The sequence below is a fragment of the Ruegeria sp. HKCCD6119 genome (assembly GCF_013110585.1).
Taxonomy (GTDB): Bacteria; Pseudomonadota; Alphaproteobacteria; order Rhodobacterales; family Rhodobacteraceae; genus Ruegeria.
Genome location: NZ_WVQV01000001.1, coordinates 508,745 through 530,573, shown reverse-complemented (window position 1 = coordinate 530,573; position 21,829 = coordinate 508,745). Strand labels below are relative to the sequence as shown.

Sequence of the window (21,829 nt, the reverse complement as noted above, 5' to 3'; positions counted from 1 at the left end):
AATACTTACCTTAAACGGCCAATGCCCGAAACAGGCGTCTTCGGGCCGGCGGGATCGCCCCGATTTCAAGCCCGGTAAACACATGCAACGTGTTCATGTGACGATCCACAACCGCGTGATCACTCACCCACCCCCCCATCATCAGATAGGTTCGCAACAGGGGCGGCATGCGCGACATGGCCTTTTTCGCATCCGGCCGGCGCCGCAGACGTGCGGCAAAGCGGAACACGTCCGGAGCCTTGACCCGCGGCAACCACCGTTTCGGGGCCAGGTGGCGATGTTTGAGCATCGCAAAGGCATCAAGGTATCGCCCGGTTTCGGTCCCGGCAAAGGACGAACATCCAAACAGCATCTGAACATTGTGTTGATCGACATAGGACGTCATTGCACCCCAGGCGACACGCAGAATGTCAGGATCGTTCAGGCCCGGATGAACGCAAAACCTGCCCATCTCGACCATGCGGCCACTGAACCCTGCCAACGAGCTCAGGTCGTAGAACTGTGCTGAATAGCTGCGTCCGATTTCACCGCCATGTTCCATTGTCAGCATCCGAAAGCAGCAGACCAACTGCCCGGCGGATCGCATATCTTCAACCAGGACATGGCTGCATTGCGCGTCAAAAGCGTCAACGTCCGGTTGCCGGGTGCCGAATGCCAATGTCCGCAGGCTTTGTGCGGCCCTGATATCCTCGGCCGATTCCGCCAGACGGGCGCGATAGCGCCCCTTGCTTAACATAACTGCCGCCGCCACGGTCGCGTCCTCCATGGGTGCCGACCCACGAGTGTCGGCACGACACCGTTAACACAAGACATGTGACCGCCTTGTGACCAACGCAAGGTTCCGCCGCGATCAGTTGGCGCCAGGAATATTGGCCGGGTTGAAGTTGCCGATATTGCCCAACAGCTGACGCAGGAAGCCTTTGTCCTGAACGTTGGAATCGGTCACACGGCGTTCCAGCGGAATCACGATGCCGTCTTCCAAGCCAAAACGCTCGATGTTTCTGACCACTCCACGCTGATCAAAGCTGATGGCGACCAGTTCGCGCGCCACCACTTCGGGCCGTTTCGGGCCGTAATGGCGGACCCGCGAGCGGACATAGTAATAGCCCGTATCCCGCACGACCCCGGACGCACCCGGTGCGCCGATGGCTTCTTCCACGCTGTCGCGCGTATCCACGCCCACTTTGATTTCGGCCAGTTCCTCGGCCGGAGGCACATAGCCGTGATTCTTGTAGATCGGCGTACAGGCCCCGGCCGCAGCCAGACAGGCAACAAACACAAGCGATTTCGTCGCTGGTTTCAACCGGTTCACTACCTTCAACATGCACACCCTCTTGCCTTGGCCTCTTGCGGCTTCTATCCGATTACAGAAACCGCTGCCACGGTTCAACACATAGAAAGGCTCACGAATGGGCAACGTTACATCATTTCGGGTGGCTGACCTGCCCCAGAACGCCCCGACACCCTTTGAACTGCGCCCCGCAAGCGCCGAATTGGATGAGATCAGGCAAGATCTGGGGCTGCTGGGGCTGCGCAAACTCAGCTTTTCCGGCGAGCTTCGCGCACAGGGCAAGCGCGACTGGGTTCTCAACGGCAAACTCGGTGCAACCGTGATCCAACCCTGTGTCGTGACGCTTGAGCCGGTCACGACCCGGATCGACATTCCCGTGCATCGCACCTTTCTGGCCGATTGGACCGACCCCGATGAACCCGAGTTCGAAATTCCGCAGGATGACGAATCCGAGCCCTTGGGCCCGGAAATCGACCCCGCATTGGTGATGGTCGAGGCGCTGTCGCTGGCCCTGCCACAATACCCGCGCAAGGAGGGTGCGGAACTGGGTCAGGCAGACTATACCGAACCCGGAAAACAGGCGATGACCGACGAAGACGCCAAACCTTTCGCCGGATTGGCAGGATTGCGCGATACGCTCAAAAAAGACGAGTGACAGAACGCAGATTTCCTGTCATAGCAGGCGGTCAGAAAAATCGCTTGAACATACCGAGAATCGCAGTATTTTCGCGCGCTCATCGGATTTAGGGTTGGACATTGCGGGGCCCGTCGCCTAAACGCGCGTCAAACCACGATAAACGAACTACGAAACCCGGGTCGGCAGCGAATCTGCGACCCCCAGTCAGACAAAGGTTGAGACCATGGCCGTCCAACAGAACAAAGTTTCCAAGTCGCGTCGCAACAACCGCCGCGCACACGACGCTCTGGTTGCTGCAAACCCGAACGAATGCCCGAACTGCGGCGAGCTGAAGCGCCCGCACCACGTTTGCGCATCCTGCGGCCACTATGATGATCGCGAAGTCGTCGCTCAGGCCGATGAAATCGATCTGGACGAAGACGCAGCCTAAGCCTGATCGAGCGCAGACCAAGGCATGACTGAACAGCCCACGCACGCCGGACGGATAACCATCTCGGTCGACGCTATGGGTGGGGACGCAGGTCCCTCTGTCGTTGTTGCCGGTCTTGCGAAATCGGCCGACAAGAACCCGAACATCAGGTTCTTGCTGCACGGGCCCGAACAGGTATTGCGCAAGCTTGTCGCCAAACGGCGTGTCCTTGAGGGGCGCGTCGTTTTTCGTGATTGCTCGGGCGTGGTCACGATGGAGGACAAACCCAGTCAGGTCGTGCGCAACGGCAAAGAGACCTCGATGTGGTCCACGCTGGAAGCGGTACGCCAGGGCGAAGCCCATGGCGCGGTGTCCTGCGGCAATACCGGTGCGCTGATGGCCCTGTCGATGATGCGCCTGCGCAAACTGCCGGGCGTGAACCGACCGGCCATCGCGATACTGTGGCCCTCGCGCAACCCTCAGGGGTTCAACGTGATGCTGGATGTCGGCGCAGATGTGCGCGCCGACGCCAAGGATTTGCTGCAATACGCCCTGATGGGCGCCTCTTACGCGCGCAACGGTTTGGCCCTGAACCGCCCTCGGATCGGGCTGCTGAATGTCGGAACTGAAGAACACAAGGGACGCGCCGAACTGAAAGAGGCGCACTCGATGATCGCGGGCTTCGCGGAACAGGCGAATTTCGATTTCGTGGGTTTCGTCGAAGGCAGCGACATCCCCGGTGACAAGGCGGATGTCATTGTAACCGATGGCTTTACCGGCAACGTCGCGATCAAGACCGGCGAAGGTACGGCAAGCCTGATCGGCGACCTGCTGCGGCAAGCGTTCAAATACTCCCCGCTATCCCGATTGGCCTCGATTCTGGCTATCACGTCGCTGAACCGTTTGAAGAAACGGATCGACCCGCGACGCGTGAATGGTGGTGTGTTTCTGGGGCTGAACGGCACCGTGGTGAAATCCCACGGCGGCGCTGACGCGACAGGCGTGTCAGCTGCAATCAAACTGGCCTTCACTTTGGCGCAGTCCGGCTTTTCCGAAAAATTGGCTGCGCGGGTTGCATCCACTGCCCAGCTTGCACAAGATGCCGCGCAATCAGCGCCGCAAACAGATAAATAACAAAAAAGGCAGTACCGGAAAATGGCAGGCCGTTCAGTTGTAGTAGGTGTCGGGCATTATTTGCCTGAGCGCGTTGTCCCCAATTCCGAGTTTGAAAAAACCCTGGACACAACCGACGAATGGATAAAGACCCGCTCGGGGATCGAACGCCGCCATTTTGCAGCCGAGGACGAGACGACATCCGATCTGGCCACCAATGCCGCCCAAGCTGCGCTGGCCGACGCAGGCCTGACGGCGGATGATATTGACGCAATCGTACTGGCGACTTCAACGGCGGATCTGACCTTTCCTTCGGCCGCCACCATGGTTCAGGCACGGCTGGGCATGACCAAGGGTTTTGCCTTTGACGTGCAGGCTGTTTGCGCCGGATTCGTTTTTGCACTGTCCAACGCAAATGCGTTGATTGTTTCAGGTCAGGCCAAACGCGTGCTGGTGATCGGGGCCGAGACTTTCTCACGGATCATGGATTGGACCGATCGGTCCACCTGTGTTCTTTTTGGCGATGGCGCCGGTGCAGTGGTGCTGGAGGCCCAAGATGGCAAAGGCACCGCCGAGGACCGCGGTATTCTGGCAACCGACCTGAATTCGGACGGGCGCTACAAGGATCTTCTCTATGTCGATGGCGGCGTTTCGACACAATCCACCGGACATCTGCGTATGCAGGGCAATCAGGTTTTCCGCCATGCCGTTGAAAAGCTGACAAAAACAGCGGAAACAGCGTTGGAACGAGCGGGGCTGGGCAATTCCGACGTGGATTGGATCGTGCCGCATCAGGCCAACATCCGCATCATTCAGGGCACCGCCAAAAAAATGAACCTGCCGATGGAAAACGTGGTTGTGACCGTTCAGGATCACGGAAACACCTCGGCCGCATCCATCCCATTGGCCCTGTCCGTGGGCAAGCAGCGCGGACAGATCAAGCCGGGTGATCTGATCGTGACCGAAGCCATTGGCGGCGGTCTGGCCTGGGGCGCAGTGGTTCTGCGCTGGTAACCGGCGCAAACCGGCTTACACAGCCGCCCGCAATTCATTGATATTGACAGCGAATTTGCCATACCCATATGCTTCAATAGCAACAGGGGAATTAGCATGGGCGACAAAACACTGACTCGAATGGACCTGAGCGAAGCCGTCTTTCGTGAGGTAGGTCTGTCACGGAACGAAAGTGCGCAGCTGGTTGAAAGCGTTCTGAACCACATGTCCGACGCCTTGGTGCGTGGTGAACAGGTGAAGATCTCGTCTTTCGGCACATTCAGTGTTCGCGACAAGACTGCCCGTGTCGGTCGCAACCCCAAAACCGGCGAAGAAGTCCCGATTCAGCCGCGCCGTGTGCTGACTTTCCGCCCGTCGCATCTGATGAAAGATCGCGTCGCAGCCGGGAACCGCAAGTAAGTTCAGGACGTCCAGGTTATGAGTAAGTCCCCCGATGCCTTTCGCACCATAAGCGAAGTTGCAGACTGGCTCGGTGTTCAGGCTCATGTTCTGCGTTTCTGGGAAAGCCGGTTCACGCAGGTAAAGCCCGTCAAACGCGCAGGTGGGCGCAGATATTATCGCCCAAATGATATGCGTCTTTTGGGCGGGATCAAAAAACTGCTCCACGAGGACGGAATCACGATCAAAGGTGTCCAGCGTATCCTGCGCGAACAAGGCGTCGCACATGTCGCGGCGCTGTCCCCTTCCCTGGACGATCCCGGCCCAGCCCCGATTGCGCCTGCCCAGGACACCGTGGTGCCGTTCGAACCAAAGCCCGCCGCCGCCACGGAACAGATTCGCATGGATCTGCGCGACCCGATCCAGCCAACCGGTAAGGACGATGCGCAGACAAACACACGCGCCTCTGACGCGTCACAGCCGGAGCCAGAGCCCGAACTGGATGCCGCGCCCTTGATGGGTGGAATCGCGTCGCTTGCGTGGAAACAGACAGATTTTGATGACGACCTGCTGCGGCGCATCGCACCGATTGCAAAAGATCTGCGCCGCTGGCTGGACCGGGTTGAAACACAGGCGACGGGTTAGGACAAAAGGCATTGATTTCCTCTTGCCCCTGCCGGGAAAATCTTTATGAACACCCCAACGTCGGGCTATGGCGCAGCCTGGTAGCGCGTCCGTCTGGGGGACGGAAGGTCGCAGGTTCGAGTCCTGCTAGCCCGACCAAATTACACCGACGTTTATGGCATACAGGCCAGATCCCGCTCTGGCACCAGGGGGGATCGAGATGACAGGTGTTTGCCCAAACCAACAGCTAGAGGCGATGATCGCGCGCGGTGAGATCACCGCCGACCCAGAGGTTCTGCCTGCCCAGATTCAACCTGCCAGCCTTGATTTACGACTGGGAACAGTGGCTTACCGTGTACGCGCCTCGTTTCTTGCGGGCGAAGGCCGGACTGTCACGGATCGCTTGACCGAGTTTGAGATGCACCGCATCGATATCTCGGATGGCGCGGTTCTGGAAAAGGGCTGCGTCTATCTGGTGCCCCTGATGGAATCGCTTGCCCTGCCCGACAGCATGAGCGCCGTGGCCAACGCCAAAAGCTCGACCGGGCGGCTGGACCTTCTGACGCGGACGATCACTGATGGCGGCACCGAGTTCGACCGCGTGCCCGCAGGTTACACAGGCCCACTTTATGCCGAAATCTGCCCGCGCTCGTTCTCGGTTCTGGTTCGTCCCGGGATGCGTCTGAATCAGATTCGTTTCCGCCAGGGTCAGGCCGTGTTGTCCGATGCGGAACTGAGGTCCTTGCATACCGAATCTCCGCTTGTAGACGGACCTGCCGTCATTCAGGACGGTCTGGGCTTTTCGGTCGACCTGCAACTGCCCGAGACCGATCTGGTGGGCTATCGCGCCAAACCTCATACCGGGGTGATCGATCTGGATCGAATCGGTGAATACGATCCGCAGGACTATTGGGAAGAGGTGCGCACCAAAGATGGTTGCATCATCCTGGACCCCGGCGCGTTCTATATCCTTGTCAGCCGCGAGGCGGTGCACATACCACCGATGTTCGCGGCTGAAATGGCGCCCTATCTGGCGATGGTTGGTGAGTTCAGAGTGCACTATGCAGGGTTCTTCGATCCCGGTTTTGGCCATGCCGCTGCCGGGGGGGCCGGTTCCCGTGGCGTGCTTGAGGTGCGCTGCCACGAAGCGCCATTCGTGCTGGAACACGGACAGGTCGTCGGACGTCTGGTCTATGAGAAAATGGCTGAAATGCCGACGCAGCTTTATGGTGCGGGCATTGCCTCGAACTATCAGGGTCAGGGCCTGAAACTGTCAAAGCACTTCAAAGCCGCAAGCTGACCCCTAGAACTTCATGAACCGGCGCATTTGACGGGTCACGCGCTGTGCGTGCCTGAGGTTCTGCGCATGTCGCGGTGCACTGGTTTTTCCGGGCCCATTCGATGTGCCGGATCCGCCGCCCTTTCCGCTGGCCAGATCGATACCCTTGTTCACACCTTTGTTGACCAGACGGCGCATGACCTGGCGCACAATCATGTCGATGATCCGGTTTGCATTCATCGCTCAACTCCGCGTCCGCACGCACAAAGATAGACGCTTTATGCGGCAACAAAAGGGCTGTTCGATCAATCTTCTTCGAACAACTCGCTCTGGTCTTCATCAACTTCGTCCTCGCGCCCTTCGCCCAAAGGGATCGCACCCGGAGGAGGCCGATTCTCCAACAATCCCGCGGCGCGCAGTTCTTTCAGGCCTGGCAGGTCTCGCGCGTTCTCCAGGCCAAAATGATCCAGAAACTCAGGCGTCACCACAAACGTCACCGGACGACCCGGCGTCATGCGGCGGCGGCCCAGCTTGATCCACTCCATCTCAAGCAACTGATCGATGGTCCCGCGCGAGACCGACACGCCCCGGATTTCCTCGATCTCGGCCCGTGTGCAGGGTTGGTGATAGGCCACGATGGCCAGAGTTTCGATCGCAGCGCGGCTGAGTTTGCGCGTCTCGACCGTTTCCTTCTGCATCAGAAAGCCCAGATCGGGGGCCGTGCGGATGGCCCAGGCATCCCCTACACGCACAACGCGCACGCCACGCCCCTCATACCGTTTCTGAAGCAATTCAACCGCTTGCGCCGCGTCGCTGCCATGGGGCATCCGCGCCTCAAGATCCGCAATCGTCACCGGCTCGGCGCTGGCGAACAGAACGGCTTCGACCATACGCTCCTGCTCTGCCAGCGGAGGCGCCTCGAACAGCGTACCGGTCTCTTCAGGGGCATCAGTCACGTGTTTCGGTCCTCTTGCGCAATTGGATCGGAGCGAATGTCTCGCTCTGCTTGATTTCCATATGTCCTTCTTTCACCAGTTCCAACGAGGCCGCAAAGGTCGCCGCCGTTGCCGACCTGCGCCGTACCGGGTCGGAATCCCAGCCGTCGGGCAGGTAAGTTTCCATGTCGGTCCATGTCCCGGCAAACCCGATCAGCGGGCGCATCCGTTCCAGCGCCTGTTCCATGGTGAATACCGAATCGCGGTCCATCACAAACGGGCGGAATTCATCACGGGTGCGGATGCGAGCATAGCCCTGCATCAGATCCAGCAGCGTGGCGGAATAGGTGACGGTGCGGATCCGGGTGATATCTTCGCCCTGCCCGCGTTTGAAGAAATCCCGCCCCAGCTGATCGCGCGCCATCAACCGCGCAGCCGCATCGCGCATCGCCTGCAAACGTTCCAACTGAAACGCCAGATGTGCGGCCAGTTCCTCACCCGATGGTCCTTCGTCATCCGGATCTGGCGGCAACAGCAGGCGGGATTTCAAAAAGGCCAGCCAGGCCGCCATCACCAGATAGTCGGCGGCCAGTTCGATCCGCAGCGCCCGCGCCTTTTCGACAAAGGCAAGGTATTGCTGCGCCAGCGCCAGAACCGAGATTTTCCGAAGGTCGACCTTCTGCGTGCGCGACAGGGTCAGAAGAACGTCCAGCGGGCCTTCGAACCCATCGACATCAACGATCAGCGCTTCGGCCGCAAGACGATCTGCGACCGAGACAGGGTCTTCGCTGAAAAGATTATCGTTCATATACCTGCCCGCCCATTAGGGCAGATAGTTCCGCCTCGGCGGCAGGGATGTCAAGTTCCTGCGGAGCTTTGCGCATCGCCAGCGCCCGTTCTGCGCGGGCCTGTGCCACATCGGACATTTCCCCGGCAGCTTCCAGCACCTCGGCGCGCTCGGCAAAGCTTCCGTTGCAGTGTAGAACTACGTCACAGCCCGCGCTTATGGCTTGCCGTGACACCTCAGCGGGCGTTCCGCTGAGCGCCTTCATCCCGATGTCATCGGTCATGATCAGCCCGCCGAAGCCAATCCTGTCGCGGATCACATCCATCATGGTTGCCGAGATTGTGGCAGGTTGCGGGTCAATCCGGCCATAGACCAAATGCGCAGTCATCCCCATCGGCAGGTCGTTTAAGGCCCGGAACGGCACGAAATCGCTGCGCTCAAGCTCATCCAGGGGCAGATCCACATGCGGCAAGTCATGGTGGCTGTCCAACGTGGCACGTCCATGGCCCGGAATGTGTTTGAGCACCGGCAACACACCGCCATCCAGATGACCCTGCGCCACGGCTTTGCCAATTCTGGAAACGCGTTCAGGATCAGCGTCATAACAGCGGTTCTTCAGAAACTTGTGCGTCTCGGGACGCGCGACATCCACCATGGGCGCACAGTTGCTGTCGATGCCCAGACCAAACAATTCATCGGCAATCAGGCGGTACCTCAGATACATGGCGCGCTCGGCCTGCTCGGCGGCATTGGCCACGTGATCCAACGGAGGCAGCCATTCGCGGGCCAGCGGCGCCCGCAGGCGCTGCACGCGGCCACCTTCCTGATCGATGGTGATCGGGCAATTGCGCCCGACAGCCTCGCGGAAATCATCACACAAGGCGCGCACCTGATCCGCGTGGTCGATGTTGCGGGCAAAAAGAATGAACCCGAACGGGTTCATTTGCCGAAACAAGTCTTTTTCCTTTTGCGTCAGGCGCAGGCCCTCTGCATCGGTGATCGCGGCACCGTACTTCACCTGACGGCCACCGGGATACAATCAGCCCCTTGCGCAACAAGCGCGGCACAAAACTGGCGCGAGTCGCTCAGGTCTTCAAAGCCCAGCACGCGCAGGCGGTAAAAGGTGCGCCCACCGCTTGAGGTCTTCTGGATAACGCGCTGTTTTCCGGCCATATATTCGCTGAACTTCCCGTTCAGGCGATCCCATTCCGTTTGCGCCACCTGAACGCTGTCATAGGCCCCAAGCTGCGCCAGACGCGTGCCTTTCGCCAGCGTATCAGGATCAACATCCAACCCAACCGCAGCCTTCACCGCAGCATTGATAGCGTCTTCGGATTTCTCACTTGGCGACACCCGGCTGCGTGAGGCGCGTGCCGGGCGGGTCAAGGGGCGCAAGGACCGGCGCACGCCCGGCAGCGCGGCAATGGCCGGGTCCGGCAAGGCGGCTGCGAAATCGGCCGGGTCAATTGCGGGTTCTTCCTCGGGGGTGGTCAGCGATGCCACCTGCACGCCATCCTCAGCGTTTTGCTGCGTTTTGGCTGCTTCACCAGCCAATTCCGCAACCAGCGCATCCACTGCGTTCTGGCGCAATCGGGCGGCTTCCTGGGTTGAAATCGGCTTTTCCACGACATGCAGCGCCGGTGTCGGCTTCAGATCAGCGGCAGGTACGTCTTCATCCGTCAACGAGACCGGCCGCGGCGCAAGGATCAGACGATCCGCCGGGGCGGCAGCACTGCCCTTGGCGGCCACGGCATTGACGGCCAAGCCCTGATGATCGGCCGGTGTTCCGCCCGGGTTTTCGGGCTGCACCCGCATCGGCCCTTCGGCCGCACGCACGACCGGCACGCCGCTGACATCCCGCATGACAAGCTTGTATCCCCAGATACCGACGCCGGCGACCAGTGCCAACGATGCGACAGCCCCCAGGAAATTGACCGCCCGCCCCAGTCCGAACGCGCCGCGCGGCGCGTCGTAATCCTGCATCTCGTCGGGATAGTCATACGCATCCTCGAAATGCGCTTGATTCGGGTAATCATTCTGCCCGGGGCTTTGGTGCCCCGAGAAATCGTAACTCGCCATGTCCGCCTCACTGCCCGCTTCGCGCCCGAAAATAAGGCGCGCGGGTCATTTCTTGCCTACCTCGTACCGGCGGTTCGGGCGATATTTGTTACCGCATCTCCTGCGCCGGGGTGACGCCAAGAATACCCAAGCCCGCTGAAATCACAACAGAAACGGCCCTGGCCAGCGCAATTTTCGACTGGCTTGTGGCAACATCGCCATCCTGAATGAAACGCAACTGGGTTTCATCATTGCCCTTGTTCCACAGAGCGTGAAAATCCCCTGCAAGTTCATACAGATAGAAGGCGACGCGGTGCGGTTCGTTGGTCCGCGCAGCGATCTCGACCAGGCGTGGCCATTCCGCCAGCTTCTTGGCAACCGTCAGTTCGGCGGGGTGGTCCAGCGACGCCAGATCGGCCCCTCGCAAGGTGTCGTCGGTGGCGTCGATCCCCGCCTCGGCGGCACGGCGCAGCACGCTCATCACCCGGGCATGGGCGTATTGAACGTAGAACACGGGGTTCTCGCGGCTCTGTTCCAATACCTTGTCGAAATCGAAATCCAGCGGCGCGTCGTTCTTGCGGGTCAGCATCACGAAACGGGTCACGTCGGGACCAACCTGATCGACCACATCCCGCAGGGTGACAAAGTTCCCGGCCCGTTTCGACATCTTGAACGGTTCGCCATTTTTCCACAGTTTCACCAACTGCGTCAGCTTGATATCCAGCGGCACATTGCCATCGGACAAGGCCGACACGGCCGCCTTCATCCGCTTGACATAGCCGCCATGATCCGCCCCGAACACGTCGATCAACGCGTCAAAGCCACGGCTCACCTTGTCATAGTGATAGGCGATATCGGGGGCGAAATAGGTCCAGCTGCCATCCGACTTCTTGACCGGGCGGTCGACGTCATCACCATGTTCGGTGGATTTGAACAAGGTCTGTTCGCGCGGCTCCCAATCTTCGGGCTTTTTGCCCTTGGGCGGCTCCAGCACGCCTTCATAGATCAGGCCCTTTTCGGTCAGCGATTGCAGCGCGGCCTCGATCCGGCCCGTGCCATAGAGCGATTTCTCCGAGAAGAACACATCCATCTCGACGCCCAGCGCCTTCAGGTCGGCGCGGATCAGGTCCATCATCGCGTCGGTCGAAAACTCGCGCAGCTCTTCCAGCCATTCGCTTTCCGGCTTGTCGATCAGGCTGTCGCCATATTTCTCTTTCAGCGCCTCGCCGATCGGGATCAGATAGTCGCCGGGATACAGCCCTTCGGCAATCTCGGGGCTGAGGCCATTGGCCTCGCGATAACGTTCGTAGGCCGACCGCGCCAGCACATCCACCTGCGCGCCGCCGTCGTTGATATAGTATTCACGGGTCACGTCATGGCCCGAATAGGCCAGCAGGCTTGCCAACGCATCCCCGAACACCGCGCCGCGTGTGTGCCCGACATGCAGCGGACCGGTCGGGTTGGCCGAGACATATTCGACATTGACCTTCTGCCCCTGCCCCATGGTCGAGCGCCCGAAATCGATGCCTTTTTCCAGAACCGCCGCCAACACACCTTGCCAAACGGACGGCGCAAGACGCAGGTTCAGGAAACCGGGCCCTGCCACTTCTGCGCTTGTGATCCGGTCATCCGCCGCCAGTTTCCCGGCCAGAACATCCGCAATGTCGCGCGGCTTCATCCTGGCTAGTTTCGCCAGCACCATCGCGGCGTTGGTTGCCATGTCCCCATGGGCCGCATCGCGCGGCGGCTCGACCGCCACGTTGTCAAAGCTCAGCCCCTCGGGCAATGCGCCTTCGGACTGCATCTGCGCCAGCGCGTCCAGTACAAGGCCGCGGATCTCGGAAAACAGGTTCATTTCGGATGTCCTTTTGCTTGTCGCGGGGTTTACCACGCAAACCGGCAAGGTCAATGGACGCCTAATGTTTAAGCTTGGTTTGGCGAAACATCTCGCTAATCTTGGGCCTGTACGCCGCTACCGGAGACCGTTGATGCACCGCGCCTTGTCCTTTGCCTTGCTTTTGTCCACCGCCTTGCCTGCGCTGGCCGACCTGCCACAGCCCAAAGGCCATGTGCTGCTGACGCTGGGCGGCACGGTCAGTGAAACAAACCTGCCTGCGCGAGGTGAGAATGACGGCGGTCTGCTGGGCTATCTGGAGGTCACGCATGACGGCGCGGCAGGGTTTGACGCAGCCATGCTGGACGGGCTGGAGCAGTTCGAGATCACAATCCCCTATGGTCCTCCGGGCAATGAGCGGGATTACAGGTTTTCGGGCCCGCTTTTGGCAGACGTCATGACACTGGCGGGGGCCGAGGGGAAAACCGCTTTTCCCATGGCGCTGGATGGGTATCAGGCTGAAATCGAGTGGGACAGTATCGCAACGCACAAACCGATCGTTGCAACGCATGCTGATGGCGCACCGATGGGGATCGGAGGCTATGGCCCGACAATGATCGTGTTCCCACCGACAAAGAACGCCGATCAGTCTGCGAGACAAGCGGCTCAGCAAGTCTGGGCCATCGCTTACATAGCCGTGGAGTGATCAGCCCGTCAGCCGCGCATGGTCCTGCAAGGCAAATCGGTCGGTCATGCCCGCAATGTAATCGGAAACAATGCGGGCCAAGGCTGTGTCGTCCCTGGCAGCTTCAATGTCATCGTGCCAGCGCACAGGCATTTGCCTGGGATCGTTCATGTAGATCGGAAACAGATCTTCCACGATCTTTGCCACCTCTGCCCGCACTGACATCACCCTGGGTGCGCGATACATACGTGTGAACAGAAACGCCCGGATTTCACGCAGTTGCGCCCAAACCTCATCCGAGAACTGGATGACAGGATACCCAAGATGTCGGATTTCTTCGACGGACTGCGCGCCAGAAACGGCAATGAGATCGTTCGAAGTGTTGATGACATCCCCCACCATGACCCCGAAAACCCGCCTTAGCGCTTCGTGACGCCGGCGATAGGAATCCAGCCCTGGGTATCTGGCATCCACCTCGGCGTAACACACCCCGACAATCGGCAGGTCCTGCAAATCGTCATCCGTGAACAAGCCTGCGCGCAATCCGTCCAGAAGATCGTGATTGTTGTACGCTATGTCATCAGAAAGGGCCGCAACTTGCGCTTCCGCGCTGGCATGGGTGTGCAGTTCAAGATCGAATTCCTGATTGCACTCGGCCAATGCCCAGGGCAGATCGCCCTCAACCGGGCCATTGTGCTTGGCTATTCCTTCCAGACATTCCCAGGTCAGGTTGCACCCATCGAATTCTGCATAGTGGCGCTCCAGCTTTGTGACGATCCGAATGGCCTGCGCGTTGTGATCAAAACCACCAAAGGGTTTCATCAACGCGTGCAACGCGTCCTCGCCGGTATGTCCAAAGGGCGTGTGCCCCAGATCATGCGCCAGGGCCACGGCTTCGGTCAGCTCTGGGTTCAGGCCCAGAGCACCGGCAATGGTCCGGGCCACCTGCGCCACCTCGATGGAATGGGTCAGGCGGGTGCGGTAGCTATCGCCCTCATGCTCAACGAAAACTTGCGTCTTGTGTTTGAGGCGCCGAAAGGCACTGGCGTGAATGATCCTGTCCCGGTCGCGCTGAAAGCATGATCGGAAACTGCTTTCCTCCTCGGCTACGAGCCGTCCCCTGGTGCGGTCCGGATCCGAGGCAAAACTAGCTCTGTCCAAATGGCCCGTCCTTGTCGCCTGTCCTTGCACTTTCTATATTGTATGGCGTAACGGAAGGAAACCTTTGGAGACCGGCATGAATCTGCCCCCAACAGTCACGGATCGCGCCTTTGAACGCCTCGCAGAAATCGGCGCGGCGGATCAGGGTCAGGCACTGCGCGTCGCAGTGGAAGGCGGCGGTTGCTCGGGGTTTCAATACGAAATCGCTTTGGATACGCCGAAAGAAGATGATCTGGTCCTTGAAGGCAAAGGGCAAAAAGTCATTGTCGACGCCATTTCGCTGCCCTTCCTGGAAAACGCGGTTATCGACTTCACCCAGGAACTGATCGGTGCGCGATTTGTAATCGACAACCCCAACGCCACCTCTTCCTGTGGTTGTGGCACATCTTTTTCGATGTAACCGTGGGGGCTTTGCCCCCACACCCCCAGGATATTTTCAGCCAGATGAAGCAGGAGTCCGCCCTCTGACCGAAAGACCAGAGGGCTTCACTTGGCGCTGTCATCGGCGTCCCCGCCTGTACCGCCACTTCAGCTTGAAGAAATTCGGTTAATAATCCGTTTCTTCATCTGGCCAAAAATATCCAGGAGCGCGAGGCAGAGCCTCGCAAATACGATCTCCGCCTTGCCGTTGGGCCCGTTCTGCGCGATAGGTTGCACCAAGTCTTCGGAGGATCGCGCATGAAAATCGCCACGTTCAACATCAACGGCATCAAAGCGCGGGTCGAAGCCCTGCCCCGTTGGCTGGACGAAGCGCAGCCGGACGTTGTGCTGTTGCAAGAGATCAAGTCGGTCGATGAAAACTTCCCGCGCGAGATATTCGAAGAGCGTGGGTTCAACGTGGAAACCCATGGACAAAAAAGCTTCAACGGCGTTGCAATCTTGTCGAAGCTTCCCCTCGAGGATGTATCCCGCGGCCTTCCCGGCGATGACGCGGATGAGCAGGCCCGTTGGATAGAAGCCACCGTCGTTGGTAAAAAGGCTCTTCGGATCTGTGGATTGTACCTGCCCAATGGCAATCCGGCGCCCGGCCCGAAATACGATTACAAACTGGCATGGATGGAGCGGCTTTATCACCGTGCCCGTGATTTGCTGGCAACCGAAGAACCTGCGTTGATGGCGGGGGATTACAACATCATCCCGCAGGTGGAGGACGCCAAACGCCCCGAAGCATGGCGCGAAGACGCATTGTTCCGCCCCGAAAGCCGCACCGCGTTTCGCAAGATCCTGAATCTGGGCTTCACCGAAGCGTTCCGGGCCACCACCCAAAGCGCGGGGCACTATTCATTCTGGGACTACCAGGCCGGGGCCTGGAACCGGAACGACGGAATTCGGATCGATCACTTTCTGCTGACCCCGCAAGCGGCAGATCTAATGCGGGATTGCCAGATTGATGCCGCCGTGCGCGGGCATGAAAAACCCTCGGATCACGTGCCTGTCTGGGTCGATCTTGATATTTAGCGGTTCAGGCCGTGACGTCGTAGCTGTATATCCATTCGTAGCGGCGTGACAATTTCCGTCCGATGGCCATAAGCGCACATTGGGCCGCCAAACGGGCGGGGCCTGACAGGTGGAAATTGCGTGCGTTCGACCCGGCAACGGCAACCACGCTTTCTGCCCTTGGTCGCCGCGTTTTCTCGTAGGCGGCAAGCGCGCTGGTGACGCCCGAGTGTTCGTCGAAAGATCGTGCGAGCACCCAGGCATCTTCCAACGCCAAGCAGGCGCCTTGCGCCATGAACGGCAAGGTCGGATGCGCCGCGTCCCCCAGCAATGCCAAACGACCGTTTTGCCATTTTTCTGCGACCGGGCGCAGGAACAGGGCCCACAGATTCACATCCGAGACCTTTGACAGAATCTCACCTACCGGACCGCCGAACCCTGAAAAACGTGCGCGCAATTCATCCGGATCGCCGTTCAGCTTCCATCCCTCTTCCCTCCAGTCCGAGCGTTCCTCGACCGCAACGATGTTCATCATGCTTTGATCGCGCAAAGGATAGGTTACGACATGCCGACCCGGCCCCATGGTCAGGGATGCCGTCACCACGCCTGAATCCAGTCGCCAGGGAATGGTCGCGCGCCAGGCGACCTGGTGCGTGAACTCTGGTGTCTCGGGCCCGTTCAGAGCCGGGCGAATCGCGCTTCGGCCACCGTCGGCGGCGATGACGCATTCGGCGCGCAGCCGTTCGCCGCTCGCCAACAGAATTTCGGCTTCGTTGGGGTGTTTGTGCACGTTGGAAACCTTGGCCCCCAGACGGACATCCACGCCGGCCTTGCGGGCCGCAGAGTGCAGCAGATTCAACAGATCGGCGCGGTGAAAGTAATAGGTCGGGCCAGCCGAAGGACCGGGCAGCCGGCTGACAACGCGGCCTTTGCGGTAATCGCGCAAGATCGTACCGTGCGACTTCTGGCCCGCAGACAGATCCGCCACCCCAAGCGCGCGCAACACGCACAACCCGTTTTCACTGATCTGCAGACCGGCGCCAACCTCGGTTAATGCCGGGGCTTGCTCTAGCAGGGTGATCTGCGCCCCGTGTTGCCGCAGCGCCAACGCAGCCGCCAGACCGCCGATGCCGCCACCAATTACACAGAAATTCAACCGATTGATCTTCATGCCCCCCGCATAACGCAAAAACGCCAGAGCCACAGGCCCCGGCGTTCGAAATTTTCCAGTTTCACCCGGCGATCAATCGTCGCGGTGGACCTTTTCGCGGCGCTCGTGGCGCTCTTGCGCCTCCAGCGTCATGGTTGCAATCGGACGTGCATCCAGGCGTTTCAGCGAAATCGGATCGCCGGTCTTTTCGCAGTAGCCGTATTCACCCTCTTCGATCCGGCGCAGGGCTGCGTCGATCTTGGCAACCAGCTTGCGCTGGCGGTCGCGTGTCCGCAGCTCCAGAGCGCGATCGGTCTCCTCGCTCGCGCGGTCTGCGACATCCGGGATGTTTCGGGTGTTGTCCTGCAGCCCTTCGATCGTATCGCGGCTGCCCGCCAAAAGCTCATTCTTCCAATCCAACAGCTTGCGGCGGAAATATTCAAGCTGACGTTCATTCATGAAAGGTTCATCTTCGGCCGGGCGGTAATCCTCCGGCAGAAAAACTTCCTGTTTCATATTTGCTCCCTCGGTATGGCCAGAAACGTCGGTCGCGGATGTTTCACCTGACATTTGGCACCCCCTTCTGCGCAGCGTTTAGCCGACGGGCGTGGGATTGTCACTACACAAACGTTGCTTCAGCCCGCCCTCGTGCCGTTTTGTCTAAATATGAGACAAACAACAACAAAACCCTGTTTTTCTATGAAATTTAGCAGGCCTTTTTGAGGCAGGTGTCAATTGGCAGGGTACATTCGCGCGCACGAATCAACCAAAAGGGCTTGGAGTTCCTGCAAAAATCGCCTCAACCGACGCAGGGACGCGGGTTGTCAAAATCATTGACCGTCTGTAACCCGGACAACACAACCTGCCCACGGATCACGAAAAACCACACGAGAAGCCCATGACCGCACGCTTTCAAGGTACAGCCGAATATGTCGCCACTGACGATCTGACGATTGCCGTGAACGCCGCCGTCACACTTGAACGCCCATTGCTGGTCAAGGGCGAACCCGGCACCGGCAAGACAGAACTTGCCAAACAGGTGGCCGGCGCGCTGGGGCTGAGGATGATTGAATGGAACGTGAAATCCACCACCCGCGCGCAGCAGGGCCTGTATGAATATGACGCGGTCAGCCGCCTGCGGGACAGCCAGTTGGGTGAGGAACGTGTGCATGACGTGACGAACTATATCCGCAAGGGCAAGCTGTGGCAGGCCTTCGAGGCCGACGAAAAGGTCGTTCTGCTGATCGATGAGATCGACAAGGCGGATATCGAGTTTCCAAACGACCTTTTGCAGGAACTCGACAAGATGGAGTTCCATGTCTACGAGACAGGGGAAACCATCCGGGCCAAAAACCGCCCGATCGTCATCATCACCTCGAACAATGAAAAGGAATTGCCGGACGCGTTTCTGCGCCGCTGCTTCTTCCACTACATCCGCTTCCCGGACGAGGCCACGATGCGCCGCATCGTCGAGGTTCATCACCCCGGCATCAAGGATGCGCTGCTGACCACCGCCCTGACCCAGTTCTATGAAATCCGCGAGACGCAGGGGCTCAAGAAAAAGCCGTCAACATCGGAAGTGCTGGATTGGCTGAAGCTGCTGCTGGCCGAGGACCTGAGCGCCGAAGACCTCAAACGCGGCGGCACAGATGCGCTTCCGAAACTGCATGGCGCGTTGCTGAAGAATGAACAGGATGTGCATCTGTTCGAACGTCTGGCCTTTATGGCACGCGGCAAACGATAGCCGGACGGTGACCAGACGGTGATCATGGGTTGCCTTGCGGCGGCCCGGATGCCAGCATCGGCCCATCTGGCGAAACAGAGCTTCGCCGCCCACAGAATTGGATGACTCGCGTGGCGAACGCACTGACAATCCGCACCCTGCGTGCCGAGGACAAAAGCCAATGGGCCGACATGTGGCGGGACTATCTGGCATTTTATGAAACCGCCCTGCCCGATGATGTATACGAAACAACCTTTTCCAGGCTGCTGGGCGACGACCCGCAGGATTTTTCCTGTTTCGTTGCCGAGCAGAATGGCGCCCTGGTCGGGTTAACACATTATCTGTTTCATCGCCACGCCTGGAAGGTGGAAAAGGTCTGCTACCTGCAAGACCTGTTCGCGCGACCCGAGGCACGAGGGGCAGGCGTTGGCCGGGCCTTGATCCAGGCGGTCTATGACGAGGCCGATCGTCAGGGCGCGCCGTCGGTCTATTGGCTGACCCAGGATTTTAACCACACTGCGCGGAAACTGTATGATCGCATCGGCACACTGACACCGTTCATCAAGTACGCCCGCTCATGAAGCGATTGAGTGCCCTTTTTCTGGCACTGGTTGTTGCTGGCTGCGCGACGGTTGAAACGATCGAGCTGCCCGATCAGGTCACGGTTATCGAAGCAAGCCTGCCACCTGCCAAGTCTTTTTCAACGGCGCGACCTTCGCCGCCTGCTCGATCGAACAAGAACATCGCCTCGGATTTCTTGTCCCTGCATTTTGAACTGGAAAGCGGCGCCGCCCTGCCCGTTTTCACGCGATTTGAGACCCCGGTCACAGTCCGCCTGGCCGGATCGCCGACCGCAAGCATGCAGCAAGATCTGACCCGGTTGCTCAACCGCCTGAGGCGTGAAGCCGGAATCAACATCCGACAGATCGACGAAGGCCAGGCGAATATCACCATCGAAGCCGTCAGCCAGAAAGACATTCTGCGCATTCTGCCCAACGCGGCCTGTTTCGTCGTCCCCAACGCCTCCAGCCTTGAAGAATATCGCCGTGACCGCCGAAAGATAAAAAGCAGCTGGACAGAACTGCACAAACGCGAACGGCTTGGGATTTTCATCCCATACGACGTCAGTCCGCAGGAAATACGTGATTGCCTGCATGAAGAACTGGCGCAAGCGCTTGGTCCGCTGAACGATCTGTATCACCTGCCGGATTCGGTGTTCAACGACGACAATATCCATACGGTTCTGACCGGGTTCGACATGTTGATCCTGCGGGCTGCCTATGCGCCGGAACTGCGCACCGGCATGACCCGCGATCAGGTTGCCGCGGTCATCCCGGGGGTTCTGAGCCGGATGAACCCGCGCGGGGACAGGGTGCCCGTTCAACCCTTTACGGATACACCGCGCGAATGGATTGACGCGATCCAGAAATCACTGGGACCGGGCGCGGGGTCGCCCAGACAGCTGCGCGCTGCCCGAAAGGCGGCACGGATCGGTCAGCAGCAGGGATGGACGGATCACCGCCGCGCCTATCCTCATTACCTGATGGGCCGGATGGAACAATTCCGGGACCCCATCGAAGCCCAACGCCAGTTTCAGATTGCGCAGCAATTTCTGAAGGCCACGCCCGGCACAGAGGTGCATCAGGCCTATGTCACCACGCAAACCGCGGCATTCGCGCTGGCACAGGAAAAGGGACCCAGTGTTCTGCCCGAGCTGAACAGGGCCATCGATGTCATGACACGGGCAGAAAATGCGTCTTTGCTGGCCACGTTGCTGTTGCTGAAATCAGAAGCGCTGAAACAGGCGGGGCAGATACAGCAGGCACGTGCCGTCAGGCTGGACAGCCTGGGATGGGCGCGGTACGGGTTTGGTTCGGATCTGGTGGCCCAGTCGTTGTCGCGGGACAACGGTCGAAGACATACGGATGGCACGAAAGACGGATGACGCACATATGTTGGTAGTTCTGGGAATGGCGGCACTGGGTGCAACCTTGGGAGCCCTGACCGCGAAAAAGCGCAGCGGTAATCGGGCCGACATGGCGCAATATGCCGCCGGATACGGCATTGCCTTTGCGCTGGTGGGTCTGGTGATCTCGTTGATTCTGGTGCGTTTGGTGGCCTGACACGATGTTCCTGCCCTTTTTCGAAAACCTTCGCAAAGCTGGCATCCCGGTATCGCTGCGGGAGTATCTGACTTTTCTGGAAGGCATGAAAAAGGGTCTGGCCACCTATGATATCGAGGCGTTCTACTATCTCGCGCGCGTGTCGATGGTGAAGGACGAACGCAACATCGACAAGTTCGACCGCGCCTTTGCCGCCAGTTTCGAAGGACTGAACGAGATCAGCTTCGATCAGGTTCTGGAAGCCGTTGACATCCCGGGCGACTGGCTGGCCAAAATGGCCGAAAAGCACCTGTCTGATGAAGAAAAAGCCGAGATCGAGGCGCTTGGCGGTTTCGACAAGCTGATGGAAACGCTGCGCGAGCGTCTCAAGGAACAACAAGGCCGCCATCAGGGCGGCAACAAGTGGATCGGCACGGCCGGGACCTCTCCTTTCGGGGCCTATGGCTACAATCCCGAAGGCGTGCGCATCGGCCAAAAGGAAAGCCGCCACCAGCGCGCGGTCAAGGTTTGGGACAAGCGCGAATTCAGAAACCTGGACGACACGGTTGAACTGGGCACCCGCAACATCAAGGTTGCCCTGAAACGCCTGCGCCGCTGGGCGCGCGAAGGTGCTGCGGAAGAACTGGATCTGGACGGCACCATTCGCGCTACGGCCGAGCACGGCTATTTGGATGTCAAAACCCGACCCGAACGTCACAACGCGGTCAAGGTTCTGCTGTTTCTGGACGTTGGCGGATCAATGGACCCGCATATCAAAGTGGTGGAAGAGCTGTTTTCAGCCGCACGGTCCGAGTTCAAGCATCTGGAATATTTTTATTTCCACAATTGCCTTTACGAGGGCGTCTGGCGTGACAATCGCCGCCGCTGGGACCAGCAGACGCCCACGCATGAAGTGTTTCGCACCTATGGGCCCGACTACAAATGCATCTTCGTCGGCGACGCCTCGATGAGCCCGTATGAGATCGCCTATCCCGGCGGCGCCAATGAGCATTGGAACGCAGAGGCCGGGCAGGTCTGGCTGCAACGCGCGCGGGATCAATGGGCGTCGAACCTGTGGATCAATCCCGTGCCCGAGAAGTATTGGGAATACACCCACTCCATCAGCATGATTCAGGAGATCTTCGAAGGCCACATGGTGCCGATGACCCTGGCCGGGCTGGAACAGGGCATGAAAGCGCTGACCCGTTGAGG

At 59.4% G+C, this 21,829-nt stretch carries 26 protein-coding genes and 1 tRNA gene; 16 read left to right on the top strand and 11 right to left on the bottom strand.

The features are described 5' to 3' along the window. Positions 1 to 10 precede the first annotated feature (10 nt). On the bottom strand, positions 11 to 766 hold the full coding sequence (locus GS611_RS02690) for a GNAT family N-acetyltransferase (RefSeq protein WP_171631900.1): 756 nt from the start codon (positions 764 to 766) through the stop codon (positions 11 to 13). 84 nt (positions 767 to 850) lie between these two features. Then, positions 851 to 1,324 carry an outer membrane protein assembly factor BamE gene (locus GS611_RS02685; RefSeq protein ID WP_171631898.1) on the bottom strand — a complete coding sequence of 158 codons (474 nt, stop codon included), beginning with the start codon at positions 1,322 to 1,324 and terminating at the stop codon, positions 851 to 853. 85 nt (positions 1,325 to 1,409) lie between these two features. On the opposite strand from GS611_RS02685, the gene GS611_RS02680 reads away from it, so the two are divergent. The 8 genes from GS611_RS02680 to GS611_RS02645 all read left to right on the top strand — a co-directional run bounded on the left by GS611_RS02680 (position 1,410) and on the right by GS611_RS02645 (position 6,766). Then, the gene (locus tag GS611_RS02680; RefSeq protein ID WP_171631895.1) at positions 1,410 to 1,946 is read left to right on the top strand and encodes a DUF177 domain-containing protein; all 537 of its coding nucleotides are present in this window, start codon (positions 1,410 to 1,412) and stop codon (positions 1,944 to 1,946) included. 205 nt (positions 1,947 to 2,151) lie between these two features. Continuing rightward, complete coding sequence (gene rpmF / locus GS611_RS02675; protein WP_008756996.1) at positions 2,152 to 2,358, top strand: 50S ribosomal protein L32; 207 nt, start codon at positions 2,152 to 2,154, stop codon at positions 2,356 to 2,358. Between the two features lie 24 nt (positions 2,359 to 2,382). Continuing rightward, complete coding sequence (gene plsX / locus GS611_RS02670; RefSeq protein WP_171631892.1) at positions 2,383 to 3,471, top strand: phosphate acyltransferase PlsX; 1,089 nt, start codon at positions 2,383 to 2,385, stop codon at positions 3,469 to 3,471. A 21-nt stretch (positions 3,472 to 3,492) separates the two neighbouring features. After that, complete coding sequence (locus tag GS611_RS02665; RefSeq protein WP_171631890.1) at positions 3,493 to 4,464, top strand: beta-ketoacyl-ACP synthase III; 972 nt, start codon at positions 3,493 to 3,495, stop codon at positions 4,462 to 4,464. 96 nt (positions 4,465 to 4,560) lie between these two features. Further along, positions 4,561 to 4,863, top strand: coding sequence for an integration host factor subunit alpha (ihfA, locus tag GS611_RS02660; protein WP_152458234.1), 303 nt, complete (start codon positions 4,561 to 4,563; stop codon positions 4,861 to 4,863). Between the two features lie 18 nt (positions 4,864 to 4,881). Further along, entirely contained in the window at positions 4,882 to 5,487 is a 606-nt protein-coding gene (locus GS611_RS02655; protein ID WP_171631887.1) for a MerR family transcriptional regulator, read from the top strand. Positions 5,488 to 5,548: 61 nt separating this feature from the next. Beyond that, positions 5,549 to 5,625: transfer RNA gene (locus tag GS611_RS02650), tRNA-Pro, on the top strand. Positions 5,626 to 5,686: 61 nt separating this feature from the next. Then, positions 5,687 to 6,766 carry a 2'-deoxycytidine 5'-triphosphate deaminase gene (locus tag GS611_RS02645; RefSeq protein ID WP_171631884.1) on the top strand — a complete coding sequence of 360 codons (1,080 nt, stop codon included), beginning with the start codon at positions 5,687 to 5,689 and terminating at the stop codon, positions 6,764 to 6,766. A 3-nt stretch (positions 6,767 to 6,769) separates the two neighbouring features. Here GS611_RS02645 and GS611_RS02640 read toward each other — a convergent pair whose 3' ends face one another. From GS611_RS02640 to argS, 6 genes are all read right to left on the bottom strand, one after another. After that, positions 6,770 to 6,985, bottom strand: coding sequence for a hypothetical protein (locus tag GS611_RS02640; RefSeq protein ID WP_171631881.1), 216 nt, complete (start codon positions 6,983 to 6,985; stop codon positions 6,770 to 6,772). A gap of 65 nt (positions 6,986 to 7,050) precedes the next feature. Beyond that, complete coding sequence (scpB, locus tag GS611_RS02635; RefSeq protein WP_171631878.1) at positions 7,051 to 7,701, bottom strand: SMC-Scp complex subunit ScpB; 651 nt, start codon at positions 7,699 to 7,701, stop codon at positions 7,051 to 7,053. Continuing rightward, on the bottom strand, positions 7,694 to 8,488 hold the full coding sequence (locus GS611_RS02630; protein ID WP_171204907.1) for a ScpA family protein: 795 nt from the start codon (positions 8,486 to 8,488) through the stop codon (positions 7,694 to 7,696). Before GS611_RS02630 ends, scpB begins: the two co-directional genes overlap by 8 nt. Continuing rightward, positions 8,478 to 9,485, bottom strand: a complete 1,008-nt coding sequence (nagZ, locus tag GS611_RS02625; protein WP_171631875.1) for a beta-N-acetylhexosaminidase — start codon at positions 9,483 to 9,485, stop codon at positions 8,478 to 8,480. Before nagZ ends, GS611_RS02630 begins: the two co-directional genes overlap by 11 nt. Continuing rightward, positions 9,482 to 10,546 carry an SPOR domain-containing protein gene (locus GS611_RS02620; RefSeq protein ID WP_171631872.1) on the bottom strand — a complete coding sequence of 355 codons (1,065 nt, stop codon included), beginning with the start codon at positions 10,544 to 10,546 and terminating at the stop codon, positions 9,482 to 9,484. Before GS611_RS02620 ends, nagZ begins: the two co-directional genes overlap by 4 nt. Positions 10,547 to 10,634: 88 nt before the next feature. Further along, positions 10,635 to 12,380, bottom strand: coding sequence for an arginine--tRNA ligase (gene argS, locus GS611_RS02615; RefSeq protein WP_171631869.1), 1,746 nt, complete (start codon positions 12,378 to 12,380; stop codon positions 10,635 to 10,637). Positions 12,381 to 12,513: 133 nt separating this feature from the next. Between argS and GS611_RS02610 the strand changes: the two genes are divergently transcribed. Then, positions 12,514 to 13,065, top strand: coding sequence for a hypothetical protein (locus tag GS611_RS02610; RefSeq protein ID WP_171631866.1), 552 nt, complete (start codon positions 12,514 to 12,516; stop codon positions 13,063 to 13,065). Here the strand turns inward: GS611_RS02610 and GS611_RS02605 are convergent, their stop codons facing one another. After that, positions 13,066 to 14,205 carry a deoxyguanosinetriphosphate triphosphohydrolase gene (locus GS611_RS02605; RefSeq protein ID WP_171631863.1) on the bottom strand — a complete coding sequence of 380 codons (1,140 nt, stop codon included), beginning with the start codon at positions 14,203 to 14,205 and terminating at the stop codon, positions 13,066 to 13,068. It lies immediately after the preceding gene. Between the two features lie 76 nt (positions 14,206 to 14,281). Between GS611_RS02605 and GS611_RS02600 the strand changes: the two genes are divergently transcribed. Next, positions 14,282 to 14,605, top strand: a complete 324-nt coding sequence (locus GS611_RS02600) for an iron-sulfur cluster assembly accessory protein (protein WP_152458245.1) — start codon at positions 14,282 to 14,284, stop codon at positions 14,603 to 14,605. 278 nt (positions 14,606 to 14,883) lie between these two features. Then, positions 14,884 to 15,663 carry an exodeoxyribonuclease III gene (xth, locus tag GS611_RS02595; RefSeq protein WP_171631859.1) on the top strand — a complete coding sequence of 260 codons (780 nt, stop codon included), beginning with the start codon at positions 14,884 to 14,886 and terminating at the stop codon, positions 15,661 to 15,663. A 4-nt stretch (positions 15,664 to 15,667) separates the two neighbouring features. Here xth and GS611_RS02590 read toward each other — a convergent pair whose 3' ends face one another. Both GS611_RS02590 and dksA read right to left on the bottom strand, forming a co-directional pair. After that, the gene (locus GS611_RS02590; protein WP_171631856.1) at positions 15,668 to 16,813 is read right to left on the bottom strand and encodes an FAD-dependent monooxygenase; all 1,146 of its coding nucleotides are present in this window, start codon (positions 16,811 to 16,813) and stop codon (positions 15,668 to 15,670) included. 72 nt (positions 16,814 to 16,885) lie between these two features. Beyond that, entirely contained in the window at positions 16,886 to 17,308 is a 423-nt protein-coding gene (gene dksA / locus GS611_RS02585; RefSeq protein WP_171167736.1) for an RNA polymerase-binding protein DksA, read from the bottom strand. A gap of 382 nt (positions 17,309 to 17,690) precedes the next feature. Between dksA and GS611_RS02580 the strand changes: the two genes are divergently transcribed. The 5 genes from GS611_RS02580 to GS611_RS02560 all read left to right on the top strand — a co-directional run bounded on the left by GS611_RS02580 (position 17,691) and on the right by GS611_RS02560 (position 21,827). Then, positions 17,691 to 18,536: a MoxR family ATPase gene (locus tag GS611_RS02580; protein ID WP_171631853.1), complete on the top strand. Its 846-nt coding sequence runs from the start codon at positions 17,691 to 17,693 to the stop codon at positions 18,534 to 18,536. Between the two features lie 101 nt (positions 18,537 to 18,637). Next, entirely contained in the window at positions 18,638 to 19,096 is a 459-nt protein-coding gene (locus GS611_RS02575; protein WP_171631848.1) for a GNAT family N-acetyltransferase, read from the top strand. Further along, positions 19,093 to 20,460 (top strand): DUF2927 domain-containing protein, encoded by a 1,368-nt coding sequence (locus GS611_RS02570; RefSeq protein ID WP_171631845.1) that lies wholly within the window; start codon positions 19,093 to 19,095, stop codon positions 20,458 to 20,460. The genes GS611_RS02575 and GS611_RS02570 overlap by 4 nt, the downstream gene beginning before the upstream one ends. Beyond that, positions 20,441 to 20,638 carry a hypothetical protein gene (locus GS611_RS02565; protein WP_171630689.1) on the top strand — a complete coding sequence of 66 codons (198 nt, stop codon included), beginning with the start codon at positions 20,441 to 20,443 and terminating at the stop codon, positions 20,636 to 20,638. Before GS611_RS02570 ends, GS611_RS02565 begins: the two co-directional genes overlap by 20 nt. A 4-nt stretch (positions 20,639 to 20,642) precedes the next feature. Further along, positions 20,643 to 21,827, top strand: a complete 1,185-nt coding sequence (locus GS611_RS02560; RefSeq protein WP_171631843.1) for a VWA domain-containing protein — start codon at positions 20,643 to 20,645, stop codon at positions 21,825 to 21,827. Positions 21,828 to 21,829 lie beyond the last annotated feature (2 nt).

Bases quoted from the DNA above. Each gene is read 5' to 3' on its own strand.
- GS611_RS02690 (WP_171631900.1), bottom strand. From the start codon at position 766: ATGGAGGACGCGACCGTGGCGGCGGCAGTTATGTTAAGCAAGGGGCGC.
- GS611_RS02685 (WP_171631898.1), bottom strand. From the start codon at position 1,324: ATGTTGAAGGTAGTGAACCGGTTGAAACCAGCGACGAAATCGCTTGTG.
- GS611_RS02680 (WP_171631895.1), top strand. From the start codon at position 1,410: ATGGGCAACGTTACATCATTTCGGGTGGCTGACCTGCCCCAGAACGCC.
- rpmF (WP_008756996.1), top strand. From the start codon at position 2,152: ATGGCCGTCCAACAGAACAAAGTTTCCAAGTCGCGTCGCAACAACCGC.
- plsX (WP_171631892.1), top strand. From the start codon at position 2,383: ATGACTGAACAGCCCACGCACGCCGGACGGATAACCATCTCGGTCGAC.
- GS611_RS02665 (WP_171631890.1), top strand. From the start codon at position 3,493: ATGGCAGGCCGTTCAGTTGTAGTAGGTGTCGGGCATTATTTGCCTGAG.
- ihfA (WP_152458234.1), top strand. From the start codon at position 4,561: ATGGGCGACAAAACACTGACTCGAATGGACCTGAGCGAAGCCGTCTTT.
- GS611_RS02655 (WP_171631887.1), top strand. From the start codon at position 4,882: ATGAGTAAGTCCCCCGATGCCTTTCGCACCATAAGCGAAGTTGCAGAC.
- GS611_RS02645 (WP_171631884.1), top strand. From the start codon at position 5,687: ATGACAGGTGTTTGCCCAAACCAACAGCTAGAGGCGATGATCGCGCGC.
- GS611_RS02640 (WP_171631881.1), bottom strand. From the start codon at position 6,985: ATGAATGCAAACCGGATCATCGACATGATTGTGCGCCAGGTCATGCGC.
- GS611_RS02630 (WP_171204907.1), bottom strand. From the start codon at position 8,488: ATGAACGATAATCTTTTCAGCGAAGACCCTGTCTCGGTCGCAGATCGT.
- GS611_RS02620 (WP_171631872.1), bottom strand. From the start codon at position 10,546: ATGGCGAGTTACGATTTCTCGGGGCACCAAAGCCCCGGGCAGAATGAT.
- argS (WP_171631869.1), bottom strand. From the start codon at position 12,380: ATGAACCTGTTTTCCGAGATCCGCGGCCTTGTACTGGACGCGCTGGCG.
- GS611_RS02610 (WP_171631866.1), top strand. From the start codon at position 12,514: ATGCACCGCGCCTTGTCCTTTGCCTTGCTTTTGTCCACCGCCTTGCCT.
- GS611_RS02600 (WP_152458245.1), top strand. From the start codon at position 14,282: ATGAATCTGCCCCCAACAGTCACGGATCGCGCCTTTGAACGCCTCGCA.
- xth (WP_171631859.1), top strand. From the start codon at position 14,884: ATGAAAATCGCCACGTTCAACATCAACGGCATCAAAGCGCGGGTCGAA.
- GS611_RS02590 (WP_171631856.1), bottom strand. From the start codon at position 16,813: ATGAAGATCAATCGGTTGAATTTCTGTGTAATTGGTGGCGGCATCGGC.
- dksA (WP_171167736.1), bottom strand. From the start codon at position 17,308: ATGAAACAGGAAGTTTTTCTGCCGGAGGATTACCGCCCGGCCGAAGAT.
- GS611_RS02580 (WP_171631853.1), top strand. From the start codon at position 17,691: ATGACCGCACGCTTTCAAGGTACAGCCGAATATGTCGCCACTGACGAT.
- GS611_RS02575 (WP_171631848.1), top strand. From the start codon at position 18,638: ATGACTCGCGTGGCGAACGCACTGACAATCCGCACCCTGCGTGCCGAG.
- GS611_RS02570 (WP_171631845.1), top strand. From the start codon at position 19,093: ATGAAGCGATTGAGTGCCCTTTTTCTGGCACTGGTTGTTGCTGGCTGC.
- GS611_RS02565 (WP_171630689.1), top strand. From the start codon at position 20,441: ATGGCACGAAAGACGGATGACGCACATATGTTGGTAGTTCTGGGAATG.
- GS611_RS02560 (WP_171631843.1), top strand. From the start codon at position 20,643: ATGTTCCTGCCCTTTTTCGAAAACCTTCGCAAAGCTGGCATCCCGGTA.